Raw genomic sequence first — 24,987 nt, forward strand, 5'->3', positions numbered from 1 at the left:
ATATGCAGACACTGGAAGGCGGATGGCGCGCTCTTTTTTCAGACCGGCAGCTGGAGCAGGGAAAAGAATGTATGCGAAGCGGAAGAGTCAAGGGACTGATTGCGTCGGAGGACAGCTGCATGGCCCGGGTACTGGGAACGAAGGTTTACCTGGTACAGATCTCAGGATTGGCAGGCGGCCGGCCGGTGATGAGCTGCGTCTGCAGTGAGGCGCGGGAAACAGGCACCTGCCGCCATATGGCGGCCGTGCTCTATGCTTGGGAAGTGGAACGGGGGATTCCGCAGGAGGAGTTGGAAAGAGAACGGTTTCATCCGTTTTCCGACGAAGGCAGGGAGCAGTATTACCGCCTGAGCAGAATCACATCGGACCTGCTTCTGTACCCGGATGTCTGGCGCCGGGGAAGCGATCTTATGCGAAGCGGCAGCATCACCGTGGAACAGCCCCGCTTCTTTTACCGCAGTTTTCAGGGAAAAGAGGTGCAGACAGGACGGATCCGCGGATATGTCAGAAACGGATATTTCCGGGAAAACGCCAACATCCTGTTTGACCGGCGGCATGTGCTGAGCATGGAATGCGACTGCTGCGGAAGTGTTTATTTTGCGCCCGACGCGGATGACGCCAGGAGATATCTGATGGAGACGGACACTTCCGTCTGCCCGCATGAGGCCGCGCTGCTGCAGGTGCTGGACCGCTATCTGAAGGAGCATAATCCGGGGGACGCGACAGACCGCACGGCCAGCCGTCTGCTGTCCGCGTTTGGCAGCAGGCATTATGCACAGTACGCGGAGGAGCAGGCGCAGCGCCGGGCAGATATCCTGCTGGAGCCAAGGATCCTTCAGGAAGGGGAGAACTGGCAGCTGACCTTCCGGATTGGTTCCGACCGCATGTATGTAGTGAAAAATCTGACGGAACTGACGGAGGCATGCAGAGGCAGATCAGTCATGAAGCTGGGAAAAACCAGAAGTATTGATTTCGCCCTGGAGTCCTTCGATCCCCGGTCCCGAAAGTTTTACGATCTGATCGAAGGCCAGGTGCGCAGCATGGAGCTCCTGAATCAGAGCCTGCAGGGTGACCGGTATTATTATGGGGGAGAACTGCGCCTTGGCAAATCTCTGCAGCTGCAGGGAGAGACCCTGGACGAATTCTATGATCAGGCCCTGGGGATGCGGATCCCCTGGCAGGATAAAAACAGCGCGAAAAAGGAAAAGGCTCTGCGGCTGGAGGCGGAAAAACCGGAAATCACACTGCGGGTACAGCCTCTGGAGGATGAATACGGGGAATTTGCCGGCCTTACGGTGAGCGGACAGGTTCCGACACTGCTGGAAGGACGGAAATACCGGTATTTTGTGGCAGGAGACGTGCTCAGCCGCATGGAGGACACAGTGTATCAGTCCCTGCAGCCGCTGCTGGAAGCCGGATCAGAAGGCAGGATACAGTTCCATGTGGGGAAGAAGGCCTTGGCGGAATTTTATTACCGGATTCTTCCGGAACTGGAGGAAAACCCCTGCGTGACAGTAACCGAAGACAGTGAAGCCATTGAGCCGTATTTGCCGCCGGAGGCGGAATTTTCCTTCTATCTGGACGCGGAAGAAAAGACAGTGGCATGCAGGTGCCGGGTTTCCTACGCCGGAGAGACTTTTGATATGGGCCCGGAGCAGGAGGAGCAGCGCAATTCCGGCAGAGATCAGGAACAGGAGCAGCGGGTGCTGGAGACGGTGCGTCAGTATTTTCCCGCGTATTCCAAAGAAAAGGGGCAGTACGAAGCGGAACGGGAGGATGACAGCATTTACCGTATCCTGGATACAGGAATTCGCGATTTGTCCCGTTACGGGGAGGTATCCGGCACAGATGCGTTTCAGCGTATGCGGATTCGCAGGATTCCCCAGATCCGTGTGGGAGTGTCTGTGGAAAGCGATCTGATGCATCTGGAGATTTCCACGGAAGATCTGAGCAGGGAAGAACTGCTGAGTCTGCTGGACAGCTACCGCAAAAAGAAAAAATATCATCGGCTGCAGAACGGGGACTTTATTGAACTGGAGCAGAGCGAGTCCCTGGAGGGGCTGGCGGCCATGCTGGACCGGATGAACATTTCCGTGGGGGAATTTGTGAAGGGAAAGATGCATCTTCCCCTGTACCGGGCGCTGTACCTGGATAAAATGCTGGAATCCCACGAAGAGATCGCGGCGGACAGGGACCGGGGATTCCGGCGGCTGGTGAAGAATTTCAAGACGGTAAAAGAATCGGATTTTGAAGTGCCGGCATCCTTAAAAGCGGTGATGCGGGACTATCAGGTAACCGGATATCAGTGGATGCGCACGCTGCTGCAGGCCGGATTCGGAGGCATTCTGGCGGACGATATGGGGCTGGGGAAGACGCTGCAGATGATTGCGGTGCTGCAGGCCCTGCGGGAGGAACAGACTTCCGGAACGCCCGGAGCGCTCGAAGCGGAAGAGAATCGAGGGACCGGGGATCCGGCAGCAGCCGGCGGGCCGGAGGAAGCGGCGGAACACAGGCTGCCGGAGGGCCCGGCGCTGGTCATCTGTCCGGCGTCTCTGGTCTATAACTGGGAAGAGGAACTCCGGCGGTTTGCCCCCTCTCTGTCGGTGGTAACCGTATCCGGCCTGAAAAAGGAACGGCACCGGCAGATCCACGCAATGAATGCCCCCAGCCACGCGGATGTCTATGTGACGTCCTATGAGCTGCTGCGCCGGGATATCGAAAGGTATGAAAACTGCCGGTTCGGCATACAGGTGCTGGATGAGGCACAATACATCAAAAATCCCCAGGCGGCGGTTTCCAAGGCGGTCAAGATCATCCGCAGCGGGCATCGGTTTGCGCTGACCGGGACGCCCATTGAGAACCGGCTGAGCGAACTCTGGAGCATTTTTGACTATTTAATGCCGGGATTTCTGTACAGTTATGAGGTCTTTCGCCGGGAGTTTGAACTGCCGGCAGCCAAATACAAGGACGCGGAAGCCTTGCAGCAGTTAAAACAGATGGTGGCGCCCTTTGTCCTGCGGCGCCTGAAGACCGATGTGCTGAAGGAACTGCCGGAAAAACTGGAAGAAGTGCGTTTTGCCCGTATGGGAGAAAAACAGCGCCGGCTTTACGACGCCCAGGTGGCGCATATGCAGCAGCTGCTGGAAGAACCATCGGACACGCCGGGAAAAGACAGAATCCGGATTCTTGCGGAACTGACCAAAATCCGGCAGATCTGCTGCGATCCCGCGCTGCTGGTGGAAGATTACCGGGGGGATTCCGCCAAACGGGAGGCGTGCCGGGACCTGGTGCAGAGCGCAGTGGACGCCGGTCATCGGATTCTGCTGTTTTCCCAGTTTACGTCGATGCTGGCGCTGCTGGAAGAAGACCTGAAAAAAGCAGGCATAGCCTGCTTTAAAATCATCGGTTCCACACCGAAAAAAGAGCGGATCCGCCTGGTACACGCCTTTAACGAGTCGGCAGAGGTGCCGGTTTTCCTGATTTCGCTGAAAGCGGGAGGCACCGGCCTGAATCTGACGGGAGCGGATCTGGTCATTCATTACGATCCCTGGTGGAATCTGGCGGCGCAGAATCAGGCAACGGACCGGGCCCACCGGATCGGCCAGACCCATCGGGTGACGGTATACCGCCTGATCGCCCAGGATACGATTGAAGAAAAAATCGTAAAACTCCAGGAAAGCAAGAAAGATCTGGCGGACGCGATTTTAAGCGGTCAGTCCGAGGGAATCGGAAGCCTGACCAGAGAAGAACTGCTGGACCTGCTGCGCTGACGGCAGGCAGGTTCGGCCATTTTCAGGAGCCGGCTTCTGGGTTTTGCGCGTCAGCTTCTCCGGGATGACTTCCGCACGGAGAAGCCGGCGCAGCGCTCCGGCACAGGGTTACGCCCTGCCCAGGAGTTCGCCCTGTCCAGGAGTTCGATCTGTCCAGGGGTTATGCTTTGTCCAGGGCGTATTTGTCCGAGTAATTCCGGAATTCCTTGACAAAAGAACTTTCTTCGGCCGCGTCCGGACCTTTCAGGTCATTGAGATACCCGTGCACGGCAAAGGAGGCATGCAGGGACTGAATGATGCAGACGGCCACATTGGAGCAGTGGTCGGATACCCGCTCGCTGTCCGTCAGCAGATCCGTCAGGATGATTCCCATCCGGGCATCGCATTCACCGGTGGTAAGCCGGCGGATATGCCGGTCTTTGATCTGACGGGTCAGTTCGTCGATGACCTCTTCCAGCGGTTCCACATGGGACGCCAGTTCGGCGTCTTCTTTTTCGAAACATTCCACAGAAAGATCCAGGATTTCGCAGATGGCCAGGTGCAGGACCTTCATTTCTGCCTGCGCGGCAGGGGAGAAGGAGAGCTTCAGCTGGTGCATGTCAAAGGCGGATTCCGCCGCGTTGATGGCATGGTCGCCGATCCGCTCAAAATCGTTGATGGAGTGCAGCATCTCGGAGATACGGCTGCTGTCTGCGTCGGTCAGATCCTTGCCGGAAAGACGGATCAGAAATGTACCGATGGAGTCTTCCATCTCATCCAGCCGGTTTTCCAGTTTTTCTACTTCTTCCTTTCCCTCTCTTGTGTAGTGTTCAAACAGATCCAGCGCTTTGGTGTAAGCTTCTCTTGCGAGATGGGCCATCTCCAGCGTGCGTTCTCTGGCCTGGGCCACAGCAACCGCCGGGGTGATCAGAAGACGCTCTTCCAGGAAGGCGGTTTCTGTATCTGCTGCAGTATTGCGGTCCGGAATCACCAGTTCCGCGAAGCGTACCAGATAGCCGCCGAAAGGCAGAAGAACCGCAGTGGTGAACAGGTTGAAGATGGAGTGGAATCCGGCAATGGCCACCGGTGTGATGGCTGCGTTCAGGATCTCCAGATGCACGGCATTTCTGACAATAAAGAAGATGACCATACAGAGAATGGTGCCCACCAGATTGAAACTGATGTGCACGACGGCCACCCGTTTCGCGTTGCGGTTGACGCCGATGGAAGAGAGCAGCGCGGTGACACAGGTACCGATGTTCTGTCCCATGATAATGGGGATGGCCATGCCGTAGGTAATGGATCCGGTCAGGGCCAGTGCCTGCAGGACGCCTACAGAAGCGGCGGAGGACTGGATGACGCCGGTGAATATCGTACCGATGATGACGCCCAGGATCGGGTTGTTAAAAGCGGTCAGAATACTGGAGAATTTCGGGCTTTCCGCCAGCGGGGCCACGGCGTCCTTCATCAGCTCCATACCGAACATCAGGACAGCAAACCCGGCCAGGATCACACCGATATCTTTCTTTTTCTGATTTTTGCTGACCATCATCATGATGACGCCGATCAGCGCGATAATCGGGGAGAAGTTCTCCGGTTTCAGCATGGACAGCAGGAAAGAATCGCTCTGAATCCCGCTCATGCTCAGAATCCAGGCGGTCAGCGTAGTGCCGATGTTGGATCCCATAATAACGCCGACGGTCTGGCTTAAATTCATAATTCCGGAATTTACCAGTCCTACCAGCATAACGGTCAGGGCAGAGGAAGACTGGATGGCCACAGTGATGACCGCGCCCAGTGACAGCGCCTTGAACCGGTTGGATGTCATTTTCTTTAAGGCGCTTTCCAGACGCCCGCCTGCTACTTTTTCCAGATTGCCCGACATGACATGCATTCCGAAAAGGAAGAATGCCAGTCCCCCACAAAGGGTAAAGATGGAATAGATACTCATGCAATATCCTCCGTTACATTCATTTTCATATTTTTTGCATTCGCTTTACTTGCAGCATAAATATTACGTGAAAACCGGAGAAAAGTAAGTGGGATATGTAAATACAGTGTAAAATGTCTATAAGTTTGTAAATTACATGCAAAACAGAAGGCGAAAATAAAGAAAACAGGTAAAATATAACAAAGGTATGGACACCGGCAGCAAGTGCGCGGGCATCCATACCTCTGACATTACTCTTTGTTCTGTTTTTTCGGATGCGGATGATACTCCGGAATGGCCAGATTGTCGTCGGAGACCGGCTCATCTTCCCTTTGCCGGTGCCGGCGGGATTCCGCCACGGAAATTCCTTCCGGCCGCCGGGCTGTCTGTCCGTCAGAACCGTCGGCGGGCTGATCGGAAGGCCTGCGGATGTGGATCTCCGGAATGGCCAGGTCTTCCGAGTCCAGATGGGGCCAGTCTTCCTGCGGCAGGCCGCGGCTGGAAGAAGACTTCGGCTCAGAGAAAGGCTTCGGCTCAGAGGAAGGTTTCGGATCGGAGGAAGACTTCGGATCGGAAGAAGGCTTCGGCTCAGAGGAAGGTTTCGGATCAGAATAAGACTTCAGACCGGAGGAAGTTCCCGGGATATCCGCCTGTGTTTTTGCGTGGTGGGTATGCTGCTTTCTGTATGCGGCGGTTTTGCTCTTGTCCCGGGATTTGTTCGAGCGTTTTCCGTGTAGAAAAAAATTTTTCATGTAGAATCGTTCCCCCTCTTTTTTACAGCAGATTGATAAAGACGGTAATGGTCAGACTGTTGATGAAATCGGCAAACAGACTGCCCACAATTGGGATCAACAGGTAGGCCTTGACGGAAGGCAGGTATTTATCGCAGATCGCCTGCATATTGGCCATGGCATTGGGGGTGGCGCCCATACCGAAGCCGCAGGTTCCGGAAGCCAGCACCGCGGCATCGTAGTCTTTGCCCATGACACGGAAAATGATGAAGTTTGCATAGAAGAACATCAGCACAACCTGACCGGCCAGCAGAAGGATCAGCGGAAGTGCCAGGTCTGCCAGCTGCCAGATCTTTAAGGTGATCATGGCGATGCCCAGGAAAAGGGACAGACAGATGCCGCCCACATCATTGATTTCTCCCATATGAACGGTATAACGGTTTGTGTATTCACCGACATTGCGAATGACGGCGGCGGCAATCATGGCGCCGATGTACACAGGGAAGGTCATGCCTGTTTTGGACAGAAAATGGGAAATGATGGTTCCGATGCCGATGGCGATAATCAGCTGGAATACGGCAGGGGCGTACATATTGAACTGACGTTTGTGTTTTTCCTCGTCTTCCACCAGAACGCTGTCATCCTCGGGCACGGCGGTTTTGAGCAGATCATAGCGGTTGATCAGGCGGTTGCCGATGGGACCGCCGATCAGACTGCCGACAATCAGGCCGAAAGTTGCTGCTGCGGTACAGATGGTGGTGGCTCCGGTGACGCCGAAATCCTCCAGTACCGGGCCGAAGGCTCCGGAAGTGCCGTGTCCGCCCACCATAGGGATGGAACCGGTGCACATGCCGATCAGCGGGCTGATATGAAGCAGGTTGGCCAGGCCTACGGCTACCACATTCTGCAGGATAATCAGGGAGATGACCAGCGCCAGGAAGATGCCCAGGGCTTTTCCGCCGCTTTTTAACACTTTCAGGTTGGCCTGGAAGCCCACGGAAGTAAAGAAGAAGACCATGCATACTTCCCGCAGGGTGTCGTCAAAATTCAGTTCAATGATACCGGAGGCATACAGGATGCAGGAAAAGACGGCAAAGACCAGACCGCCGACAACCGGCGCCGGGATGCAGAACTTCTCCAGAAAACGGATTTTTTTTCTTAAAAATTTGCCCAGCAGCAGCACAACAACGGCCAGCGCAAGGGTCTGATACATATTAAAGGTAAAACTGCTCATGGAATCCCCCTATTTTTCTTTTGTGTTGACGGTGACACCCTGGCTGGCATAGTAATCCGCGGCTCCCTGATGAAACGGAATGGTAATGCCGGAGACCGCGTCTTTGAAATCCAGCTGCAGATGAGCAGGTATATTTTTCTGCAGGGTATATTTGTTATCAAACAGTTCCCGGGTAATGGCCCGGACATCTTTTTCCGACATGCTGTCAGAAGCCAGGAGTACAGACTTGACGCCTACTGTGGAGATGACCTTGTCCTGTCCCTTGTAGGTGCCGGCAGGAATTTCGCAGGCGGTAAAGAATGGATAGGCTTTGCACAGATTTTTTCGCGCCTTCTCATCCAGGGAAAGGAGACGGATATCGGTCTCCTGGGCCAGGTTTTTGACCAGGTCCGTGGGTGTGCCCGCAGTACAGAAGAAGGCGTCAATGCTGCCGTCCTTCAGCTGCTGTACCGCGTCGGAATAATTCAGCTGCACTTCCTGTACCAGTTTGTCGGACAGACCGTAGGAAGCCAGAATTTCCACGGCATTGGCGGAAGTACCGGATTCTTTTTCCCCGATGCTGACTTTTTTGCCGGCCAGGTCGCTGACGGAGTGAATATCGGATTTGGCGGACACTGCAATCTGGCAGGATTCGGTATACAGACTGGCCACCGCTTTGTAGCCGGTAAGGGCCTTTTTCCCGCTGTAGGTGCCTGTGGCGTAGTAGGCGTCATTGACCAGGTCGGCCTGGGCCAGGGCCAGCTGGATGTAGCCGCCGGATAAAAGGCGCAGGTTTGCGGCAGATCCCGCGGTCTCCCGTGTGCGGACAGTCAGTCCGGTATCATTGTTCAGGGTGGCGGTCAGCGCGTCCGCGAAGGTCTGGTAGGTACCGCCGGCACCTGCCGTGCCGAAGCTGACATCAGATGAGCGGCCGCAGGCAGTCAGAAGCAGGATGGCTGTGACTGTCAGCGCCAGAAGCACAGATAGCTTTTTTTTCAATTTCATTTCCTCCCGTTTTATGTGATTGCAAATCCGCGGGAAGGACTGCCGGGCGGCAGCGCTTCTTCGCAGGGGCATACGATCGGTAACTGTAAAAGTATATCGTAAAAAGACAGTTGTGACAAATCCATTGTGTTGCACATGCAACGATTTGAGACGGAGGAATATGTTTTAATTGGAGAGCATGGGTTTTTCCATGCAGAAAAAGAAGAAATGAAGACAGACAGACAGGTAAATGAAAGGTAAATGAATATGAAACGATCATGGGCTGACAGAGAGAATCTGAATCAGAATGAACGGGCAAAGCTGGAAAAGGACGGACTGGAGATCCTGAAGGAACTGGACCGGCTGGCGCAGATGAAGTACGAAGACATTGACAGATTTGATATCGAGCGGATGAAGTGGGCCGGAATCTATACCCAGCGGCCGAAGAACGGGCGTTTTCTGGTGCGGATCAAGCTGGCCTCCGGTGAGCTGACCGCGGACCAGGCGGATGTAATCGCCGGCATATCCAGAGATTTCGGCGCCCGTTCCATACAGATCACCATCCGTCAGTGCATACAGATCCACAATCTGACCCTGCCGGACATCCCGGAAGTCTTTGCCCGGATGCAGGCGGCAGGACTGACGTCTGTAGAAGGCTGCGGAGATGTGCCCCGGAATATCCTGGGGAATCCGCTGATGGGCATTGATCCGGAAGAGCGAGTGGACACACAGCCCATTGTGCGGGAAACAGCCCGGCGGCTGGTGGGCAATCCCGCGTACTCCAATCTGCCCCGGAAATACAAGATTTCCATTTCCTCCAATCCCCATGACTGCGGCTTTGCCCGGATCAACGATGTGGCGTTTGTGCCGGCGGAGAAAGAGAAAGACGGCGTTATGGAGCAGGGATTCCATATGTATGTGGGCGGCGGACTGTCCACAGATCCGAAACTGGCGAAAAAGACCGGATTTTTCCTGCGCCCGGATCAGGTGGCGCCGGCTGCGGAGGCTGTGGCGGAGGTATTCCGGGAGTATGGATACCGGGAAAAAAGAAACCACTGCCGGCTGAAGTTTCTGGTGGAAGACTGGGGCATCCGTAAGACAGAGGAAGCGATTGAGCGGATTACCGGACCGCTGGAGCGGGGCGGAACGGCGGTTTCCGGCAGCTGGAACCGGGGCTGCTTTTTCGGTGTGCATCCCCAGAAGCAGGAAGGGCTCTTCTATGCTGGCGTGCATATTCCGACCGGCGCCATGGACGCGGAGGATCTGGCGGAGTTTGCACGGCTGGCCCGTGTCTACGGAAGCGGCAGAATGCGGACCACCAATTCCCAGAATCTGCTGCTGATCGATCTGCCGGAGCAGGCAGCGGAGGCGCTGAAGAAAGAGCCTGTTTTGCGGAAATTCCCGCTGCAGCCGAAGGCGTTTACCGGCTACTGCGCTTCCTGCACCGGCAATCAGTACTGCAGTTTTGCGCCGATTGAGACAAAGAAACGGCTGCAGACGATCGTGGAAGCGCTGGATGCCCGGTTTCCGGCGCTGCGCATGCCCATGCGCGTGAATCTGACGGGCTGCGCCCATTCCTGTGCCCATCCCCAGCTGGCGGATTTCGGGCTTACCGGAGGGAAACGCAAAGTAAGCGGCGTGTCTGTAGATGTGTTCCGTCTGACGGTAGGCGGCGCGCTGGGACCGGGGGGAGCTTTCGGAACGACACTGGAAGGCTGGCTGCCGGCCGATACGGCAGCAGATGCCATCGGCGAAATGGTTCAGTATTATCTGGAGCATAAGAAATCCGGGGAACGGTTCTTCCGGTTTGTCCGCAGGCAGGGGACCGGGGTCTTTCAGAAAATTTTAAACCGTTATATCGCAGCAGCGGAAAACGCGTAAATTCCGCCCGGAAAGCCTGGAAAACAGGGACCCGGAACAGTGGTATGCATGTGATCCGTTGGTGTGCATGCGGTCTGCCGGCCAGAGCAGGAGGCGGAGAAGCCGCCGGTGGAGAGAACAGAGACAGACCGTCCTTTGGTATCGAGGATATCGAAGGACGGTCTGTTTTTTGGAGATATTTAGTAATAAAGGTAGGATTGTTCGCCAAAATGGCGGGGGATTACTTCTTTACCGTAACGGTTTTTTTCGCGCTGTAGCTGCCATAGGCTTTCTTGCTGTTTACTTTGGTATACGCGCGAACCCTTACATAGTATTTTCTGCCCTTCTTCAGACTCTTCAGGGTAACGCTCTTTTTGGAAGTGGAGAGTTTCTTTACACCCTTTTTGAATGTCTTGGAAGTGGAGTACTGTACCTCATAACCTTTGGCTTTGGACGCTTTGTAGGTCAGGGCAATCTTTCTGCCTTTTACATTTTTCGCTTTGGTAATCACAGCTTTTCCCGGTTTTGCCACGACTTCTACTGTGATCGTTTTGGAAGCGGCTTTGTATTTGGAGGTAGCGGCAGTGGTTACCGTGATCTTTGCCTTGCCGGCTTTCTTCGCGGTGATCACACCCTTGGAGGATACGGATGCTACTTTCGCGTTGCTGCTTGCATAGGTCACTGCGCCGTCAGAGTTTGTGGATACTTTGAGTTTGGCGGTTTTGCCGCTTAAGATCTGCTTCGGAGCGGATACTTTTACGGATGCCTGGGATTTTGCCAGAGTCGGTGCCAGTTTGTTGATATCCACGTAGCCGGATCCTGCGCCTACCACTTCGATGGCGCCGGTCAGAGCGGTATCCTTTGTGGTGTCGATGGCGGTCTTTACGCCGTTGACATATACGGTACCGTTCAGTTTGGCGCCGGCTTTTACGTTCAGGCTGGTGAGCACGGATACGCCGTCTGCATTCCAGGTGGAGCCTTTCTCCAGGGTAACCGCCACATCATTGGTGCCGTTGTAGTACGGTTTGTTCATTACATGGCCGAACTGGTTGTAGGTGGATTCTGTGATCTTGGTATTCTGGGTCTTGCCGCCGTCGGTGGTGTGTTTGATGGAAGTTGCGCTGATGGCGCCGGTTACGGAAGAACCGTCATTTAAGTTGACTGCCATCTTGTTGCCGCCTACAAAGTAACCGGAACCATTGTACAGGTTGCCCTGGAGATCCTTGTTGTCGATGTTGACGGTTTCTGTACCGTTGGCAGCTTTGGTATCTTTCGCGGTGGTCTGCCATCCTTCGGATTCCTCAAAGGAAGCGTCGGTGAAGACCGGTCCGTGATAACCATCCGGGAAGCTTACGCCCTTGGCTGCATTGTCCTCGTTGTCGATGAGCTGGTAGATGACGCCGTTTTTGATGCCGTTTAATGTCTTTTCAGCTTCTGCGTTGGCATCGCTGGCCGCGTTGATCTTGGAATCTGCACTGATGTTAACGGTGGAGTCATAGGCCTGTGTGCATGATTTCACCAGGAATGCGGCTGACTTGGTATTCAGCGTGGAAGCGTCTTTGATATTGACAGTTGTGCCGCCCCACAGGAAGAAACCGAAGTTTTCGGAATTGATGGTGGATTCCGCAGTCTTGTCTGCCTTGATGACCCGGCTGACTTCCGTGGATTCTTTGTTGTCATCCCAGACTGCCTTGTTGATGGCGATCTTTCTGCCTTTGGTGGTTTTGCCTACCGTGATTTCATTATCGCTGGAAGTAGCGATGGTAGCGTATGTGGCAACGTGGAAGGTGGATCCCAGGAAGTGTTCTTTGGATCCGCCGATGGCATATGTGCCGTAGCCGCTGACGGTGCCCTTGCTGGAGTCAGTATTCATGGAAATATTGCTGTTGATGGTATACAGGTTCTGGGTGGAACCGGAGTCTGTGGACAGAACGCCCCAGTTTGCTGCGTATACATCCGCATTTTTCACAGTCATGGTGCCGCCTTTGCCCAGCATGTTCGTGGCGCGGGCATTGCCTGTGATACCCAGGAGCCACGGCGGGCTGACCATTTTCACCGTATCCGCGGTATTCTGGAAGCCGTCATAGAGCTTGCCGCCTTCTACGGAGATTTCCCGGGTGTTGTCATTCCCGTCACCGATGATATCCACATCGCCGCCGTTGTCTGTTTCCACCGCGGGTTTTGCCACGCCGGTGGTATGGATATAGCCGCCGTTGGACAGGTCAATAGTGGTCAGGTATTCGCCGTTGGTATTGGTGGTGCCGCCCATCTGTCCGTTGGCATCGGCAGAGCCGGCTTCTGTGGTGGTGTCGCCAAAGACGGTGACTGCGGTGCCATAGCCTACGAAGTCATTGGTGTTGGAGCCGTCGGCGGTATCTTTGCTGTCTAAAGTAATCTGCGGATTGTCCAGCGCAGCGTCGGATTTGTTGACAACTACCGCGTTGAAATTGGCAGAAGTGCCGCGCAGAGCCAGATTTTTTAATGTGGTGCCTGTTAAAGCGGCGCCCAACACATCCGCGCCGATGGCGGTATCGCTGTCATCACCGATCTGTATGCCGGTCCGGTACTTGGTGTAGTCGTAATTGTTGTTCCATACGGAGCCATAGCCCTTTGCGTGGTACTTGTTGTATACGCGTACGGCTGTTCCGTTTTCTACAGCATCTGCCGCGTCTTTCAGAGAGTACTCATTGTGGGCAGATGCCAGGGTGATGGTATCATCATAGGAAACGGTCTTGCCGTCGCCGTAGGTGATGACCTTCTTGTCGGTGTCAATTGCAGTGACTTTTTCTCCGTTAATCGCAGCGGCCTCTTTGGCGGCTGACTCGGCAGCCGCAGGAGCTTTGGTGTCTGCTGCCATTGCAGGTGACGCCATACCGAGTGCGGTTGCTGCTGCTATTGCGGACGCGAGCCCGCGGGTCATAAGTGTTTTCTTACTTATCATAACGTTTACCCCCTCCAGGTATACTTTTTTCACCGCCGGATCCTGCTGATGCCGGTAACGGATCCTCCTTTCGCATCAGAAACAGTCCGGCTGAACATTGCAGAGTGACCGTGCTGCAGAAAAATGAATAAAAAATAACAAGTCGCTTTCTCATTTTTCCTATGCATTTATCATGATGCAAAACCATTCGGCACTCAATGAAGTTTTTTGTGAAAAATGTACGGTTTTTAAAGAATCATCCGGAAGAAAGTATAAAAAAAGCACATATGACAACCGCGGGGGAGGCGTGTCATATGTGCTGTCAAAATCGTGCCGGAGCGCCGCCGGCCGGAAGAGGCGGCAGGCAGACGATCAGGCACCGGGTTTTAATTCGGCTGCTTCGGTCCCGTTCTGGGACAGGATGATTTTCTTCCCCTTTACCTTCCAGGTATAGGTCAGGGCATTGCCCAGGGAAGTCAGGGTCAGTTCGTTTCCGTCTGTTTCGTAGGTCTGCTCCAGCACCATGTAGAAGGTGCCGTCAGAATGAAATTCCAGACGGTAGTCTTCGGATCCGCCCACCAGGTAGATTCCTTCAAATTTCTTTTTGGAAGAAAGGCCGTCCGTTCCGGTCAGAAGGGTGCAGGCCAGCTTTTTGGTGGTATCACCGCTGGAGGAAATGCCGGTAAGGGTAGTGGTTTTGTCTGTTTTGCCCAGAGTATAGACTGTAGCGTTTTCAGAGGATTTGAACTGCAGGCTGACCGCGGCGTTGTCCTCCGAATCTTTGGTGTATTTGTAATCGCCGGACAGAACGTAATAGGCGGTATTTTCTTTGCAGAAATAATAGTAGCTGCCCAGGGCGCCCACGAGACGGTATTTGCCCTGAAAGGTTTTCAGGCTGCCTTTGACGGAAGCCCTGCGGGCGGAATAGGATGCGTCCCGGACTGCCTTCGCGCCGGAGGGAACCTGGTTGGCGTAATCCTTCGGATTGGTGGATTTGGTCTTCTTTCTGCCGGAGGCGTCGGAAGCATCGCTTTTTTTGCTTTGCTGACTGGATTTGGAAGTGCCGGAATTGTCCGAGGTTCTGGTATTTCCGGACGTGCCTGATACGGCGGCATTTTCCGATGCTTTGGCATTTCCGGATGTGCCTGATGCGCCGGTGTTTTCCGAAGCGGCAGAGGAGGCGTCGGCATCTGTACTTACGGATGTGTCAGCGCTGCCGGAAGCGGAAGATCCGGAAGAGGCCGTCCCGCAGCCGCACAGAAGCAGCGCGGCGCTGAGGCCGAGGAGAGCAAGTTTTTTTCCGCGTGTATGAAAAGTCATGGCTGAACTCCTTATCGTCTGACGGGGCGGATGCCCCGGTGAAAACCGCCGGTGTAAGCCCCGGCGGAGGAATGGTTCGACTGTATGGGATGATCCAAGTATAGCAAGGGACGGAAGGGGAATCTATCCGATGGGGCAGGATTCCAAAATAATCACCGTATTTTCATTAAAAACAGTACTTTTTGCCGGCAGGGGAGAGCGGACAGGGAGGAGGATTTTCCGCGGAAAAAGAAAGGGGCCGGACCAAAGGGGGAAGGTCCGGCTTGAAAATGAAAAAGAAATTATGTTTTCGAAAGAAAGATGTGAACCGTTGTAAGGGGGGAGGGGTTCAGATCTCTGTAATCCTTTCGATGATCCTACTATAGGCTGAAAATGTGTAAGGAGTATAACCAAACTGTGAACAAAGTGTGTAATTTTCCGAAAAATAAAAATCAAATACAACTGAAAGTTGGCAAGACACAACTGATTGAAGTTTGACGCAACTTGGAGGTGTGGTATAATGCATAGCATAAGGAAGATGATACAGACAGCAGTTGTGGAAAATACGGCCCGCTGTTTCCCATTCTTCTGAAGCGGTGATACTGACGCCATAGGTATCACCGGACGCAGTTCCACCGATCATCCGCAGATCAGTGGAATTATCAGATCCACAATCTGATACCTCTTAAATTAGATAAATCCAATTCCGGAAAACTGCCGCTCCCGTCAGAGAGCGGCAGTTTTTCGTCCCGGTTTTTCCATGGACAATTTCTGCGGGATGCATTAAAATATGCAATACGCAGCAGAAAACCTGCCGCTGCTGTTTGGACAGAACCGGAACAGAGAGAGGAAGGAAACAGGATATGGAAGCATTTGAAGCAGGATTTCGCAGTTTATATCAGGCAGAGGGGGATGCCCTGCTGGAGCGTATGGGAAACGCGCTGTATCCGGAGGACCTTATCATCGGTGAGGTGCGTTATTCGGTCCGCCGGATCCGGGATACGCGGATCAGTCCGGAATCCGGGCTGGTGCGGACAGAATTTTACTGTGTGCCCCAGGATGGCGCAAAAAAGAAGCTGGAGCGGGGATGGATCGTATATCTTGATATCGAAGCGGAAGATCCGGAAGCAAAGATGACGGCCTTTCATCATCCGAAAGGATACGGGTTTATCAAGCCGGACAAACGCATGATGTATCATGGGGTAGTGGCGGAAAAGGCGAGAGACCTGATTCGGCAGGCGGGAGATAACTCTTTTCTGCACCATGAAATTATGATTATGACACCGGAGAAGACGGTGAGCCGCCTGGATGAATTCGCCTTCAGCCGGTATCCGCTGTTTATGCTGGGATTTGTCAGCGGGGAGTTTGATGTATTCCTGCAGGAAATTTCATAGATCGGACTGTAACGCAGAAAGCGCCAGATTCGGCAGGTTGCCGGAGCGGGCGCTTTTTTTTCGGGAATTTTGGTGCATTACGGATTGACAGATGTTCCGTTCCCCTGTAATATACTTTGGAACCTAACAGTTAGGAAACGAATAAAATGGAGCGGGAGAAATGGAGAAAACAACGCAGAGGATACAGCAGGAACTGACAGCTCCGGGACGCCGGATCAGCGCATTGTCCAATATTTACCGCCGGAGGCTGGACCAGCTGACCACACAGACGGAATACAGCGGCGCCCAGAGCAAAGCCCTGCATTTTATTCTGGCCAATTACCGGGAGAAAGCGATTGTCCAGAAGGATATTGAGCGGGAGTATGGCCTGCGTCCGCCGACGGCTTCCGAGCTGTTAAAGAAAATGGAGGGCAGCGGACTGATTATACGGAAGACCATGCAGGAGGATGCCCGGAAAAAACAGATTCTTCCAACAGAAAAAGCACTCCGCTACAAGGATCAGGTGGCACAGAATATCGAAGGACTGAACGCGTCGCTGATGCGCGGCATATCTCGGCAGGATATGGAAGTGTTTCTGCAGGTGCTGGATCAGATGGTGGAGAACCTGACGGAAGATGTGGAAAAATGCAGAACTGAGCAGTAAAGGAGACAGAACAGGATGAACCAGAGTATTTGTGAGCAGAAAAGTTTCAGCAGAGTCATGGATCTGAAGCTGATTCTGTCGGTGATCGCGGCAGGGCTGCTGTCGTTTACCGGTGTGGTGGTGGAGACTTCTATGAATGTGGCCTTTCCGACGCTGATGCGGGAATTCGGAATCGGAACGGCTGCCACACAGTGGATTACGACCGGCTATCTGCTGGTGATTTCCATTGTGATCCCGGCGTCGGCATTTCTGAAAAAACGGTTCCGCATGCGTCAGCTGTTCCTGACGGCGGTGCTTCTGTTCCTTTTCGGTACGGTGATGGGCGCGGCCGCGTCCTCATTTGCCATTCTGCTTCTGGCCCGGCTGATCCAGGGGCTGGGGACGGGAATTGCCCTGCCGCTGATGTATAATATTGTGCTGGAACAGGCGCCGGTGGAAAAAATGGGCTTTATGATGGGCATTGCCACCATGATTACAGCGGTAGCGCCGGCAGTGGGTCCGCCGTTTGGCGGCTGGGTGGTGCATGCCGCCGGCTGGAGATATATTTTCCTTTTCCTGATCCCGGTCCTTGTTCTGGCGCTTGTGCTGGGACTGACCTCGATTCGCCAGGCTTCCGCGCCGGAGCCGGCAAGGCTGGATAAGGGGGGATTTGTGCTGCTGAGTCTTTGCTTTGTCTGCCTGCTTCTGGGAATTAACCAGGCGGGTATCCACGGATGGATCAGTGTGCAGAGCCTTGGACTGCTGGGAGCGGCTGCTGCGGCTTTTGTCATTTTTGCTGTGCTGGGGCATCATAGGGAGCAGCCGCTGCTGAACCTGCGGGTGTTCCGCAATCGCTGCTATTCCGCCAGTGCGGCAGGGATTTTTCTGATGTTTTTCCTGGCGCTTGGTTTGGGATATCTGATGCCGAATTACGCGCAGCTGGTCCTGGGCAGTAATTCGCTGCAGGCCGGTGTGATTCTGGTGCCCGGCGCGGTGCTTGGGGCAGTGCTGACCCCGTTCAGCGGCCGGATTTACGACAGGATCGGCGCCGCGGGACCGATTCTGACCGGGAGCGCGGCTGCTGTCATCGGTCTGCTTCTGTATACGGCGTCCGGATCGCTGTCGGTGACGAAGATGCAGGTATTCTATCTGTTTTTTGCCTTCGGACAGGCCATGGCGGTGGGAAATACCATGACCCACGGACTGGAGGCGCTGCCCAGGGAACTGCAGGCAGACGGAAATGCCGTATACAACGCGCTGCAGCAGGTATCCGCAGCCGTCGGGACTTCCATAATCACGACCATTGTATCCGCGGCCCAGCTGCGTCTGCCCCATGATTTAGTCCGGGGGACGCAGAATGGCGCCCATACCGGGTTTCAGGTATTGCTGGCAGCCACGGTGCTGTTTGTCATCGTTTCTCTGATTTCCATGGGCCGCAAAGAAAAAGAGGCAGGCGTTCAGTAGAGAGAGCGTTTCAGTTTTTCACCAGTTTTCAAAAATCCGGGGCTGATTGGACAAGACGGCGTTCCTGCGGTATGCTGACAGAAAAAGAACAGGATGGTGAAGAATATGAAGACAGGACTGGTAATGGAAGGCGGAGCGATGCGCGGGCTGTTTACCGCAGGCGTGATTGATGTGTGGATGGAGCAGGGCGTGGAATTTGACGGCGCGATCGGCGTGTCTGCCGGGGCCGCCTTCGGCTGCAATTATCCTACCAGACAGCCTCGGCGCGTCATCCGGTATAATGTGCGGTTTGCCCATGAGAAACGGTTTTGCAGCATTCGTTCCTGGCTGAAGACCGGTGATCTGTATGGCGCGGAATTCTGCTATCATATTATGCCGAACCGTCTGGATTACTGGGATGTGGAGACTCTGAAGAAAAATCCCATGGAATTTTACTGTGTATGCACAGAAGTGTCCACCGGCGCGCCGGTGTATCATAAATGCACCGACGGCGGATACGCGGATCTGGAGTGGATCCGCGCCTCCGCGTCTATGCCGATTTTTTCCAGACCGGTACATGTAGACGGCTATGTGCTTTTGGACGGCGGAATATCGGACTCGATCCCGCTGTCCTATTTTCAGCGGATCGGTTATGACCGCAATGTGGTGATCCTGACTCAGCCGAAATCCTACCGGAAAACAGACGGCAAAATGGATTTCCTGATCCAGGCAGCGCTGCGCCGGTATCCGCAGATTGCCCGGGATATGAAATACCGAACCTGGGCATACAACCGCCAGCTGCAGTATGTCAGAGAGCAGGAGGCAAGGGGAAATACCCTGGTGATCTGTCCGCCCCGGGAGCTGAAGATCGGAAAAATCGAGCATGATACCGAGGTCATGAAGAAAGTATACAAGATCGGACGGAAAACCGGATGGCACTATCTGCATCAGGTGAAGAAGTTTCTGACGCCGGAGGGAAGCGGCCCCGCAGCGGAATCCAAATCTGCAGCAGAAACCGGGTCCGAAGTATAATCAAAGTCCGTAGAAGATCAGTTTAAAGAAATCCGAGGGCACGAAATAGATTCCGTCGCTGCGGGTGTGTTTCCAGGTCAGGGACTGATACCAGGGCAGCAGAATCGTCTGGCTGCTGTGATGGGTATTCAGCACAAGGGAGTGTCCCAGCAGATCGGCGGCCACATTGGTCAGGGCCTGGAGATAATCGCTGAAGTTGATCCGGTCAGGATCCGTATCCGTAAATGCCCGGTCGATCATATTTGCCAGAAATTCCTCGTGGGAAATGTAGTAGACTTTGTCCTGGGGACGGTTTTCCATAGCTTCGCAGATCAGGTCAAACAGAATCTGGGGATTGCCGCTGAGATTCTGGCGGAAGGCAATGAAAATGCCGCGGCAGTAAGCCTGATGCATATTGCCGGAGATCCATTTGTCCGGGAGGGTATCGGAATTTAGCTGCAGAAGGTAATTCAGCACCGCGTCGATATGAATGGGGCCGTCGATGGCCAGGAGGCCGTCTTTGGAGCGGTGGTCGATATTCGGCTCATAACGGCTGATCATCCAGTCCCTGCCGACTTTCCGGGCGGTTTTTAACGCGCCGCGGCCGGCCTTCTGCCGGGCGGTGGCCGGAGCGATGCCGTTTCGGATGGCCCATTCCTTCAGGGGAATCAGGTCATCGGAAGGCAGTGCGGCAGGCGGAATCTGACCCTGGTCATTGAGGGAAACCACATGTCCCCGGTCGTCCAGAAGACTGAACAGTCCGTTGACGATTTCGATCGGAGTCAGGGCGGTAGTTTCCGTGCGGTTTTCGGGGATTGTTTTATCGTAATCTTTCATAATTAACCTCCTGTTCCGGCAAAATGGAAGACAGAGTAGAGGATTCCTTCTGCCAGCACATAAATACTACGCATAAGTAGCAATGCTTTCAAGAGCATAGTACTACTTATGCGTAGTATTGTCAAGGGAGCAGGGGAAATTACATTTGTTTTCGTACGACGGCATATTCATCGCCGCTGCGGTAGTACGGACAGGAAAAATGACTGTCCGTCATGAGACGCATGGCATCGTCTTCGTCCATATTGATATCACACAGATAATCTTCATATTCTTCATCATAAACCAGATACGCACAGGTATCACAGCTGGTTCGACTGCTCATTGGCACACCTCCGGGAAAGTCTGACGGGTTTCCTTCTGTAAAAATAACATTTTGCAAAAACAGCATTTTGCGGGTACTGCTGTACGGTCATTATACGTGCGGAACAGCAAATTTACAAATTCCGTGGTCTGTAGTATGATGACAGCGCGAAAAAACTGCAGGCGGCCGGCAGAGAAAGCGGCCGGGGCGCAGCCGCAGAAACAGAGGCCGGAGTGCCGCCGGCAGAAACAGCGGAAGAGCGCAGGGAAGCAGATAAAAGGAAAAGATACGGCAGGAGAGCAGAATGAGCCGAAAAGACAGAGACAGAATGGCAGCCGGAATGAAATATGAGCAGTACTGCGCACAGTATCTGAAGCGCCATGGATTTCACCAGGTGCGGCTGACAAGCGGAAGCGGCGATCAGGGAATCGATATTCTGGCCCGGCGCCGCGGAAAACAATATGGGATTCAGTGTAAATATTACATGGGTCCGGTAGGCAACAAAGCGGTGCAGGAAGCTTATACGGGAGCGGCCTTTTATGACTGCGATGCGGCAGCGGTGATGACCAATTCGGAATTCACGCCGGCGGCCCGGGAACTGGCGGAACGGACGGAAGTGCTTTTGTGGGATCATCAGGAGATGCGTGTGGAAGGGCTTCTTTTTCATCTGCTGCGGATCATGGGGATCCTTCTTATGATCTGGGGCGCCTATGCGCTGGGCGCGGACTGGTACAGCCGAAGCGGCCGGGCGGCACTGCTGGTTACCCTGTTGCTTCCGGCAGCGGGACTTCTGCTGACATTTGGCGGAAACCGAGCGGCGCTTCTGCGGATGGCGATTTTGTTTCTGGCAGGGTATATTCTGTGGCTGGCGGATCCGGGCGGAACCGGGCAGCTGTGGGCCGGGGACCGGCGCCGGGCAGCCTTGCTGCTGCTGACGGCTGCGTTGCTGACCTTTCTGCGGATTCGGGTGTTAAAATACAATCAGGTGGAAGTGCCGCGGTAAAACAGGATCAATTTGACAGAAACAGCATAAAAACAGGGTTCCCAAGGAGTCAGGCACTCCGGTTGGATGCGGAAACACCGCCAGCGGTAAACACAGGGAGCTCCCGAGGAGTCGGAAAAAAACCGGCGGAAGAGACGGCGCAGCGGAAACAGACGGAAGAGAGGCAGAATACAGATGGAGATGAAAACAGTGGCACTGATCGGTGCAGGGGCAGTAGGCGCCTATTTTATTGATTGCCTGGCAGATGTCTTAGGGGAAGATTTCTGCGTGGTTGCGGAAGGCAGCCGGGCAAAGCGGCTGAAAGAGAAGGGACTTATGATCAACGGACACCGGCGCAGCCTGCGGGTGAAGACGCCGGAAGAAGCCCGGGGATGCGACCTGCTGCTGACCGCGGTCAAGCACAGCGCGCTGGATGCGGTGCTTCCGCAGATTCAGACCATGGTGGAGGAGCATACAACAGTCATCAGCCTGTTAAACGGGATTGACAGTGAAGAGCGGATCGCGTCAGTGATCGGAGCGTCCCATCTGCTTTACGCGGTCATGAAGATTTCTTCCGTGCGGCAGGGAAACGCAGTGGTGTATGACCCGGAACGCACCATCGGTGTTGGGTTTGGTGAAAAAAACGGCGAACATACGGAGCGGGTCCGGGCGGTGGAAGCGCTGTTTGACCGGACACCGCTGCATTATTATGTGCCGGAGGACACCGTGGCGGAGATCTGGAGCAAATATGAGTGGAATGTCTCCCACAATCTGCCCCAGGCAGTGCTGGGGGTCGGCTATCAGGCGTATCTGGACAGTGAGCATGTGGCTTTCTTAAGAGACGCGCTGATGACAGAGGTGAGAAATCTGGCAGATTCCTACGGGATCCGCTACACGTCGATGCAGGTGCCGCCCCAGAAACCGGGCGCCCGGTTTTCCACCTTGCAGGATCTGGACGCGAAGCGTCACACAGAAGTGGACATGTTTCTTGGGGTATTGATAAAAAAATCGGAAGAACAGGGACTGCAGGCACCTTATGCGTCAGCCGTGTACCATATGATCAAAGCCCTGGAAGAGAAGAATGACGGAATGTTTGATTATTTTTGAAAGAACAGAGGATAAAACAAAAATTTTGTGATATAAGCTTCCTGTTTGTGATAGTATAGCAATGATTATGCGAAGTATGAAAAAAGGAGATTATATTCGTTCATGAATTTACGCGAACTGGAAATCGGAGATACCGCGATTGTGAAGCAGGTGGGCGGCCAGGGGGCGCTGCGCCAGCATTTCCTTGACATGGGAATCATCCCGGGAGCGGAAATCACACTGGTAAAATACGCGCCGATGGGCGACCCGATGGAGCTGCGCCTGCACGGATACGAGCTGACCCTTCGTTTGGAAGACGCAGAGCAGATCGAAGTTGGCCCCATTGGAAGAAAAGAGAAAAAACAGGACAGACAGTCCGGAGAACCGGCACAAGTCGCCGGAAGAAGACTGGAACACCCCGGACTGGGCGAGGAAGGCCGGTATCACGTGAAGGCGGGAGAACATCCCCTGCCGGACGGTCAGGTGCTGACCTTCGCCCTGGCAGGCAATCAGAACTGCGGAAAAACCACATTGTTTAACCAGCTGACAGGTGCCAATCAGCATGTGGGCAATTTTCCGGGCGTAACCGTTGACCGCAAATCCGGCGTTATCAAGGGACACAGCAACACAGAAATCACGGATCTGCCGGGGATCTATTCCATGTCCCCTTACAGCGCGGAAGAGATCGTAACCCGCCAGTATATTATCGATGAGCATCCGACAGGGATCATCAACATCGTGGATGCCACAAACATCGAACGCAACCTGTATCTGACCATGCAGCTGCTGGAACTGGGCATCCCTATGGTGCTGGCGCTGAATATGATGGATGAAGTGCGGGGCAACGGCGGATCTGTCCGGATCAATGAGATGGAAGCAATGCTGGGCATCCCGGTGATCCCGATTTCAGCTTCAAAAAATGAGGGCGTGGATGAGCTGATCCACCATGCGCTGCATGTGGCGAAATACCAGGAAGAGCCGGGACGGCAGGATTTCTGCGGGGAAGATGACCATGGCGGCGCGGTGCACCGCTGCCTGCACAGCATCATGCATCTGATTCAGGATCATGCGGAAGCAGCCGGGATTCCTCTCCGGTTTGCGGCCACTAAGCTGGCAGAGGGAGATCCCCATGTGATGGAGGCCCTGAAACTGAGTCAGAATGAGCAGGAGACCGTGGAACACATCATCTGTCAGATGGAGGAAGAACGGGGGCTGGACCGGGCAGCGGCCATAGCGGATATGCGTTTTACCTTCATTGAAAAGCTGGTGAAGCAGACCGTGGTAAAACCGCGGGAAAGCCGGGAACATTCCCGCAGTCGTAAGCTGGATCGGATACTGACCGGAAAATTTACGGCAATTCCTGCGTTTATTGTCATCATGCTGGTGATTTTCTACCTCACATTTAATGTGATCGGCGCATTTTTGCAGTCCCTGCTGGAGCAGGGCATCCAGATCCTGACCGATCTGGCGGATCAGGGGATGACCGCGCTGCATATCAGTGACGCCATACATTCTCTGGTGATTGACGGCGTGTTTGCCGGTGTGGGCAGTGTGCTGAGCTTTATACCGATCATCGTGACCCTGTTCTTTTTCCTGTCGATTCTGGAAGACAGCGGTTATATGGCCCGTGTAGCCTTTGTGATGGACAAACTGCTTCGAAAGATCGGGTTGTCCGGCAGAAGTATCGTACCGATGCTGATCGGTTTCGGCTGCAGCGTGCCCAGTGTTATGGCCAGCCGCACACTGCCGTCGGAGCGTGACCGCAAGATGACAATCATGCTGACCCCGTTTATGAGCTGTTCCGCGAAACTGCCGATTTATGGATTTTTTACTGCCGCTTTTTTCCCGAAATACGGCGGACTGGTAATGATTTCCCTGTATGTTCTGGGCATTGTGGTAGGCATTGTGGTGGCACTGGTGTCCAAGAATACAGTATTTAAGGGAGAAGCGGTTCCCTTTGTCATGGAACTGCCGAACTACCGCCTGCCGGGCGCCAAAAATGTGGCACGGCTTCTGTGGGACAAGGCAAAGGATTTCCTGCAGCGGGCCTTCACTATTATTTTTGTGGCGACCATCGTGATCTGGTTCTTACAGAATCTGAGCCCGTCTTTCCATATGGTAACCAATTCCCAGGATTCCATTCTGGCGATTATTGCGGGATGGATTACGCCGGTTTTCCATCCGCTGGGATTTGGGGACTGGCGGATTACCACCTCGCTGATTTCCGGATTTCTGGCCAAGGAAAGCGTGGTATCCACCATTGGCGTACTCTTTGGTTCCACGCAGGCGCTGCTTGCAGCGATTACCCCGCTGGCCGCACTGTGTCTGCTGGTATTTTCCCTGCTGTACACACCCTGCGTAGCGGCTATTGCCTCAGTGAAGCGGGAACTGGGAATGAAGTGGGCCGTGGGTATGGTAGTCGGCCAATGTGTGATTGCATGGATCATTGCCTGGATTGTGCATATGATAGGAATGCTGCTGACCTGACCGGGCAGCGGACTTCTGTCAGTTTCTGCTGCCGTCGGTTTCTGAAGGTGGACTTCGGAAGCCGGCGGTATTTTTACGCAAAGAAGGCTGATAAATAAAATTTAAAATGTAAATTATCAGAAAATATATTGACAAAAA

17 protein-coding genes are annotated in these 24,987 nt (G+C 54.1%); 9 read left to right on the top strand and 8 right to left on the bottom strand.

Translation table 11 applies throughout. From position 1 onward, the window contains the following. The first annotated feature begins 2 nt into the window (after positions 1-2). Positions 3-3,770, top strand: coding sequence for a DEAD/DEAH box helicase (locus CXIVA_RS05610; protein ID WP_013977028.1), 3,768 nt, complete (start codon positions 3-5; stop codon positions 3,768-3,770). 160 nt (positions 3,771-3,930) lie between these two features. Here CXIVA_RS05610 and CXIVA_RS05615 read toward each other — a convergent pair whose 3' ends face one another. The 4 genes from CXIVA_RS05615 to CXIVA_RS05630 all read right to left on the bottom strand — a co-directional run bounded on the left by CXIVA_RS05615 (position 3,931) and on the right by CXIVA_RS05630 (position 8,622). Then, positions 3,931-5,700 carry a Na/Pi cotransporter family protein gene (locus CXIVA_RS05615; protein ID WP_013977029.1) on the bottom strand — a complete coding sequence of 590 codons (1,770 nt, stop codon included), beginning with the start codon at positions 5,698-5,700 and terminating at the stop codon, positions 3,931-3,933. 230 nt (positions 5,701-5,930) lie between these two features. Then, positions 5,931-6,431, bottom strand: coding sequence for a hypothetical protein (locus tag CXIVA_RS05620; RefSeq protein ID WP_013977030.1), 501 nt, complete (start codon positions 6,429-6,431; stop codon positions 5,931-5,933). 22 nt (positions 6,432-6,453) lie between these two features. After that, a complete protein-coding gene (gltS, locus tag CXIVA_RS05625) occupies positions 6,454-7,644 on the bottom strand; it encodes a sodium/glutamate symporter (RefSeq protein WP_013977031.1) in 1,191 nt (396 codons plus the stop codon). A 9-nt stretch (positions 7,645-7,653) separates the two neighbouring features. Then, the gene (locus CXIVA_RS05630; RefSeq protein WP_013977032.1) at positions 7,654-8,622 is read right to left on the bottom strand and encodes a TAXI family TRAP transporter solute-binding subunit; all 969 of its coding nucleotides are present in this window, start codon (positions 8,620-8,622) and stop codon (positions 7,654-7,656) included. 252 nt (positions 8,623-8,874) lie between these two features. Here CXIVA_RS05630 and CXIVA_RS05635 point away from each other — a divergent pair, with 252 nt between their 5' ends. Then, complete coding sequence (locus tag CXIVA_RS05635) at positions 8,875-10,488, top strand: ferredoxin--nitrite reductase (protein ID WP_148267787.1); 1,614 nt, start codon at positions 8,875-8,877, stop codon at positions 10,486-10,488. Between the two features lie 220 nt (positions 10,489-10,708). Here CXIVA_RS05635 and CXIVA_RS13360 read toward each other — a convergent pair whose 3' ends face one another. Further along, positions 10,709-13,408 carry a fibronectin type III domain-containing protein gene (locus CXIVA_RS13360; protein ID WP_148267788.1) on the bottom strand — a complete coding sequence of 900 codons (2,700 nt, stop codon included), beginning with the start codon at positions 13,406-13,408 and terminating at the stop codon, positions 10,709-10,711. A 351-nt stretch (positions 13,409-13,759) separates the two neighbouring features. Further along, the gene (locus CXIVA_RS05645; protein ID WP_013977036.1) at positions 13,760-14,707 is read right to left on the bottom strand and encodes a hypothetical protein; all 948 of its coding nucleotides are present in this window, start codon (positions 14,705-14,707) and stop codon (positions 13,760-13,762) included. Positions 14,708-15,549: 842 nt separating this feature from the next. Between CXIVA_RS05645 and CXIVA_RS05655 the strand changes: the two genes are divergently transcribed. From CXIVA_RS05655 to CXIVA_RS05670, 4 genes are all read left to right on the top strand, one after another. Continuing rightward, entirely contained in the window at positions 15,550-16,080 is a 531-nt protein-coding gene (locus CXIVA_RS05655) for a hypothetical protein (RefSeq protein ID WP_013977037.1), read from the top strand. 160 nt (positions 16,081-16,240) lie between these two features. Beyond that, the gene (locus CXIVA_RS05660; protein WP_013977038.1) at positions 16,241-16,723 is read left to right on the top strand and encodes a MarR family winged helix-turn-helix transcriptional regulator; all 483 of its coding nucleotides are present in this window, start codon (positions 16,241-16,243) and stop codon (positions 16,721-16,723) included. A gap of 15 nt (positions 16,724-16,738) precedes the next feature. Then, on the top strand, positions 16,739-18,166 hold the full coding sequence (locus tag CXIVA_RS05665; RefSeq protein ID WP_013977039.1) for a DHA2 family efflux MFS transporter permease subunit: 1,428 nt from the start codon (positions 16,739-16,741) through the stop codon (positions 18,164-18,166). A gap of 105 nt (positions 18,167-18,271) precedes the next feature. Further along, complete coding sequence (locus CXIVA_RS05670) at positions 18,272-19,177, top strand: patatin family protein (RefSeq protein WP_013977040.1); 906 nt, start codon at positions 18,272-18,274, stop codon at positions 19,175-19,177. Here CXIVA_RS05670 and CXIVA_RS05675 read toward each other — a convergent pair whose 3' ends face one another. Continuing rightward, positions 19,178-19,993: a hypothetical protein gene (locus tag CXIVA_RS05675; protein ID WP_013977041.1), complete on the bottom strand. Its 816-nt coding sequence runs from the start codon at positions 19,991-19,993 to the stop codon at positions 19,178-19,180. Between the two features lie 139 nt (positions 19,994-20,132). Beyond that, positions 20,133-20,315 (bottom strand): DUF6472 family protein, encoded by a 183-nt coding sequence (locus CXIVA_RS05680; protein ID WP_013977042.1) that lies wholly within the window; start codon positions 20,313-20,315, stop codon positions 20,133-20,135. Between the two features lie 283 nt (positions 20,316-20,598). Between CXIVA_RS05680 and CXIVA_RS13365 the strand changes: the two genes are divergently transcribed. From CXIVA_RS13365 to feoB, 3 genes are all read left to right on the top strand, one after another. Further along, a complete protein-coding gene (locus CXIVA_RS13365; RefSeq protein WP_013977043.1) occupies positions 20,599-21,297 on the top strand; it encodes a restriction endonuclease in 699 nt (232 codons plus the stop codon). A gap of 174 nt (positions 21,298-21,471) precedes the next feature. Beyond that, positions 21,472-22,383: a 2-dehydropantoate 2-reductase gene (locus CXIVA_RS05695; RefSeq protein ID WP_013977044.1), complete on the top strand. Its 912-nt coding sequence runs from the start codon at positions 21,472-21,474 to the stop codon at positions 22,381-22,383. Between the two features lie 102 nt (positions 22,384-22,485). Further along, positions 22,486-24,849: a ferrous iron transport protein B gene (gene feoB, locus CXIVA_RS05700; RefSeq protein WP_013977045.1), complete on the top strand. Its 2,364-nt coding sequence runs from the start codon at positions 22,486-22,488 to the stop codon at positions 24,847-24,849. Positions 24,850-24,987 lie beyond the last annotated feature (138 nt).

This window comes from Clostridium sp. SY8519 (assembly GCF_000270305.1).
Taxonomy (GTDB): domain Bacteria; phylum Bacillota; class Clostridia; order Lachnospirales; family Lachnospiraceae; genus SY8519.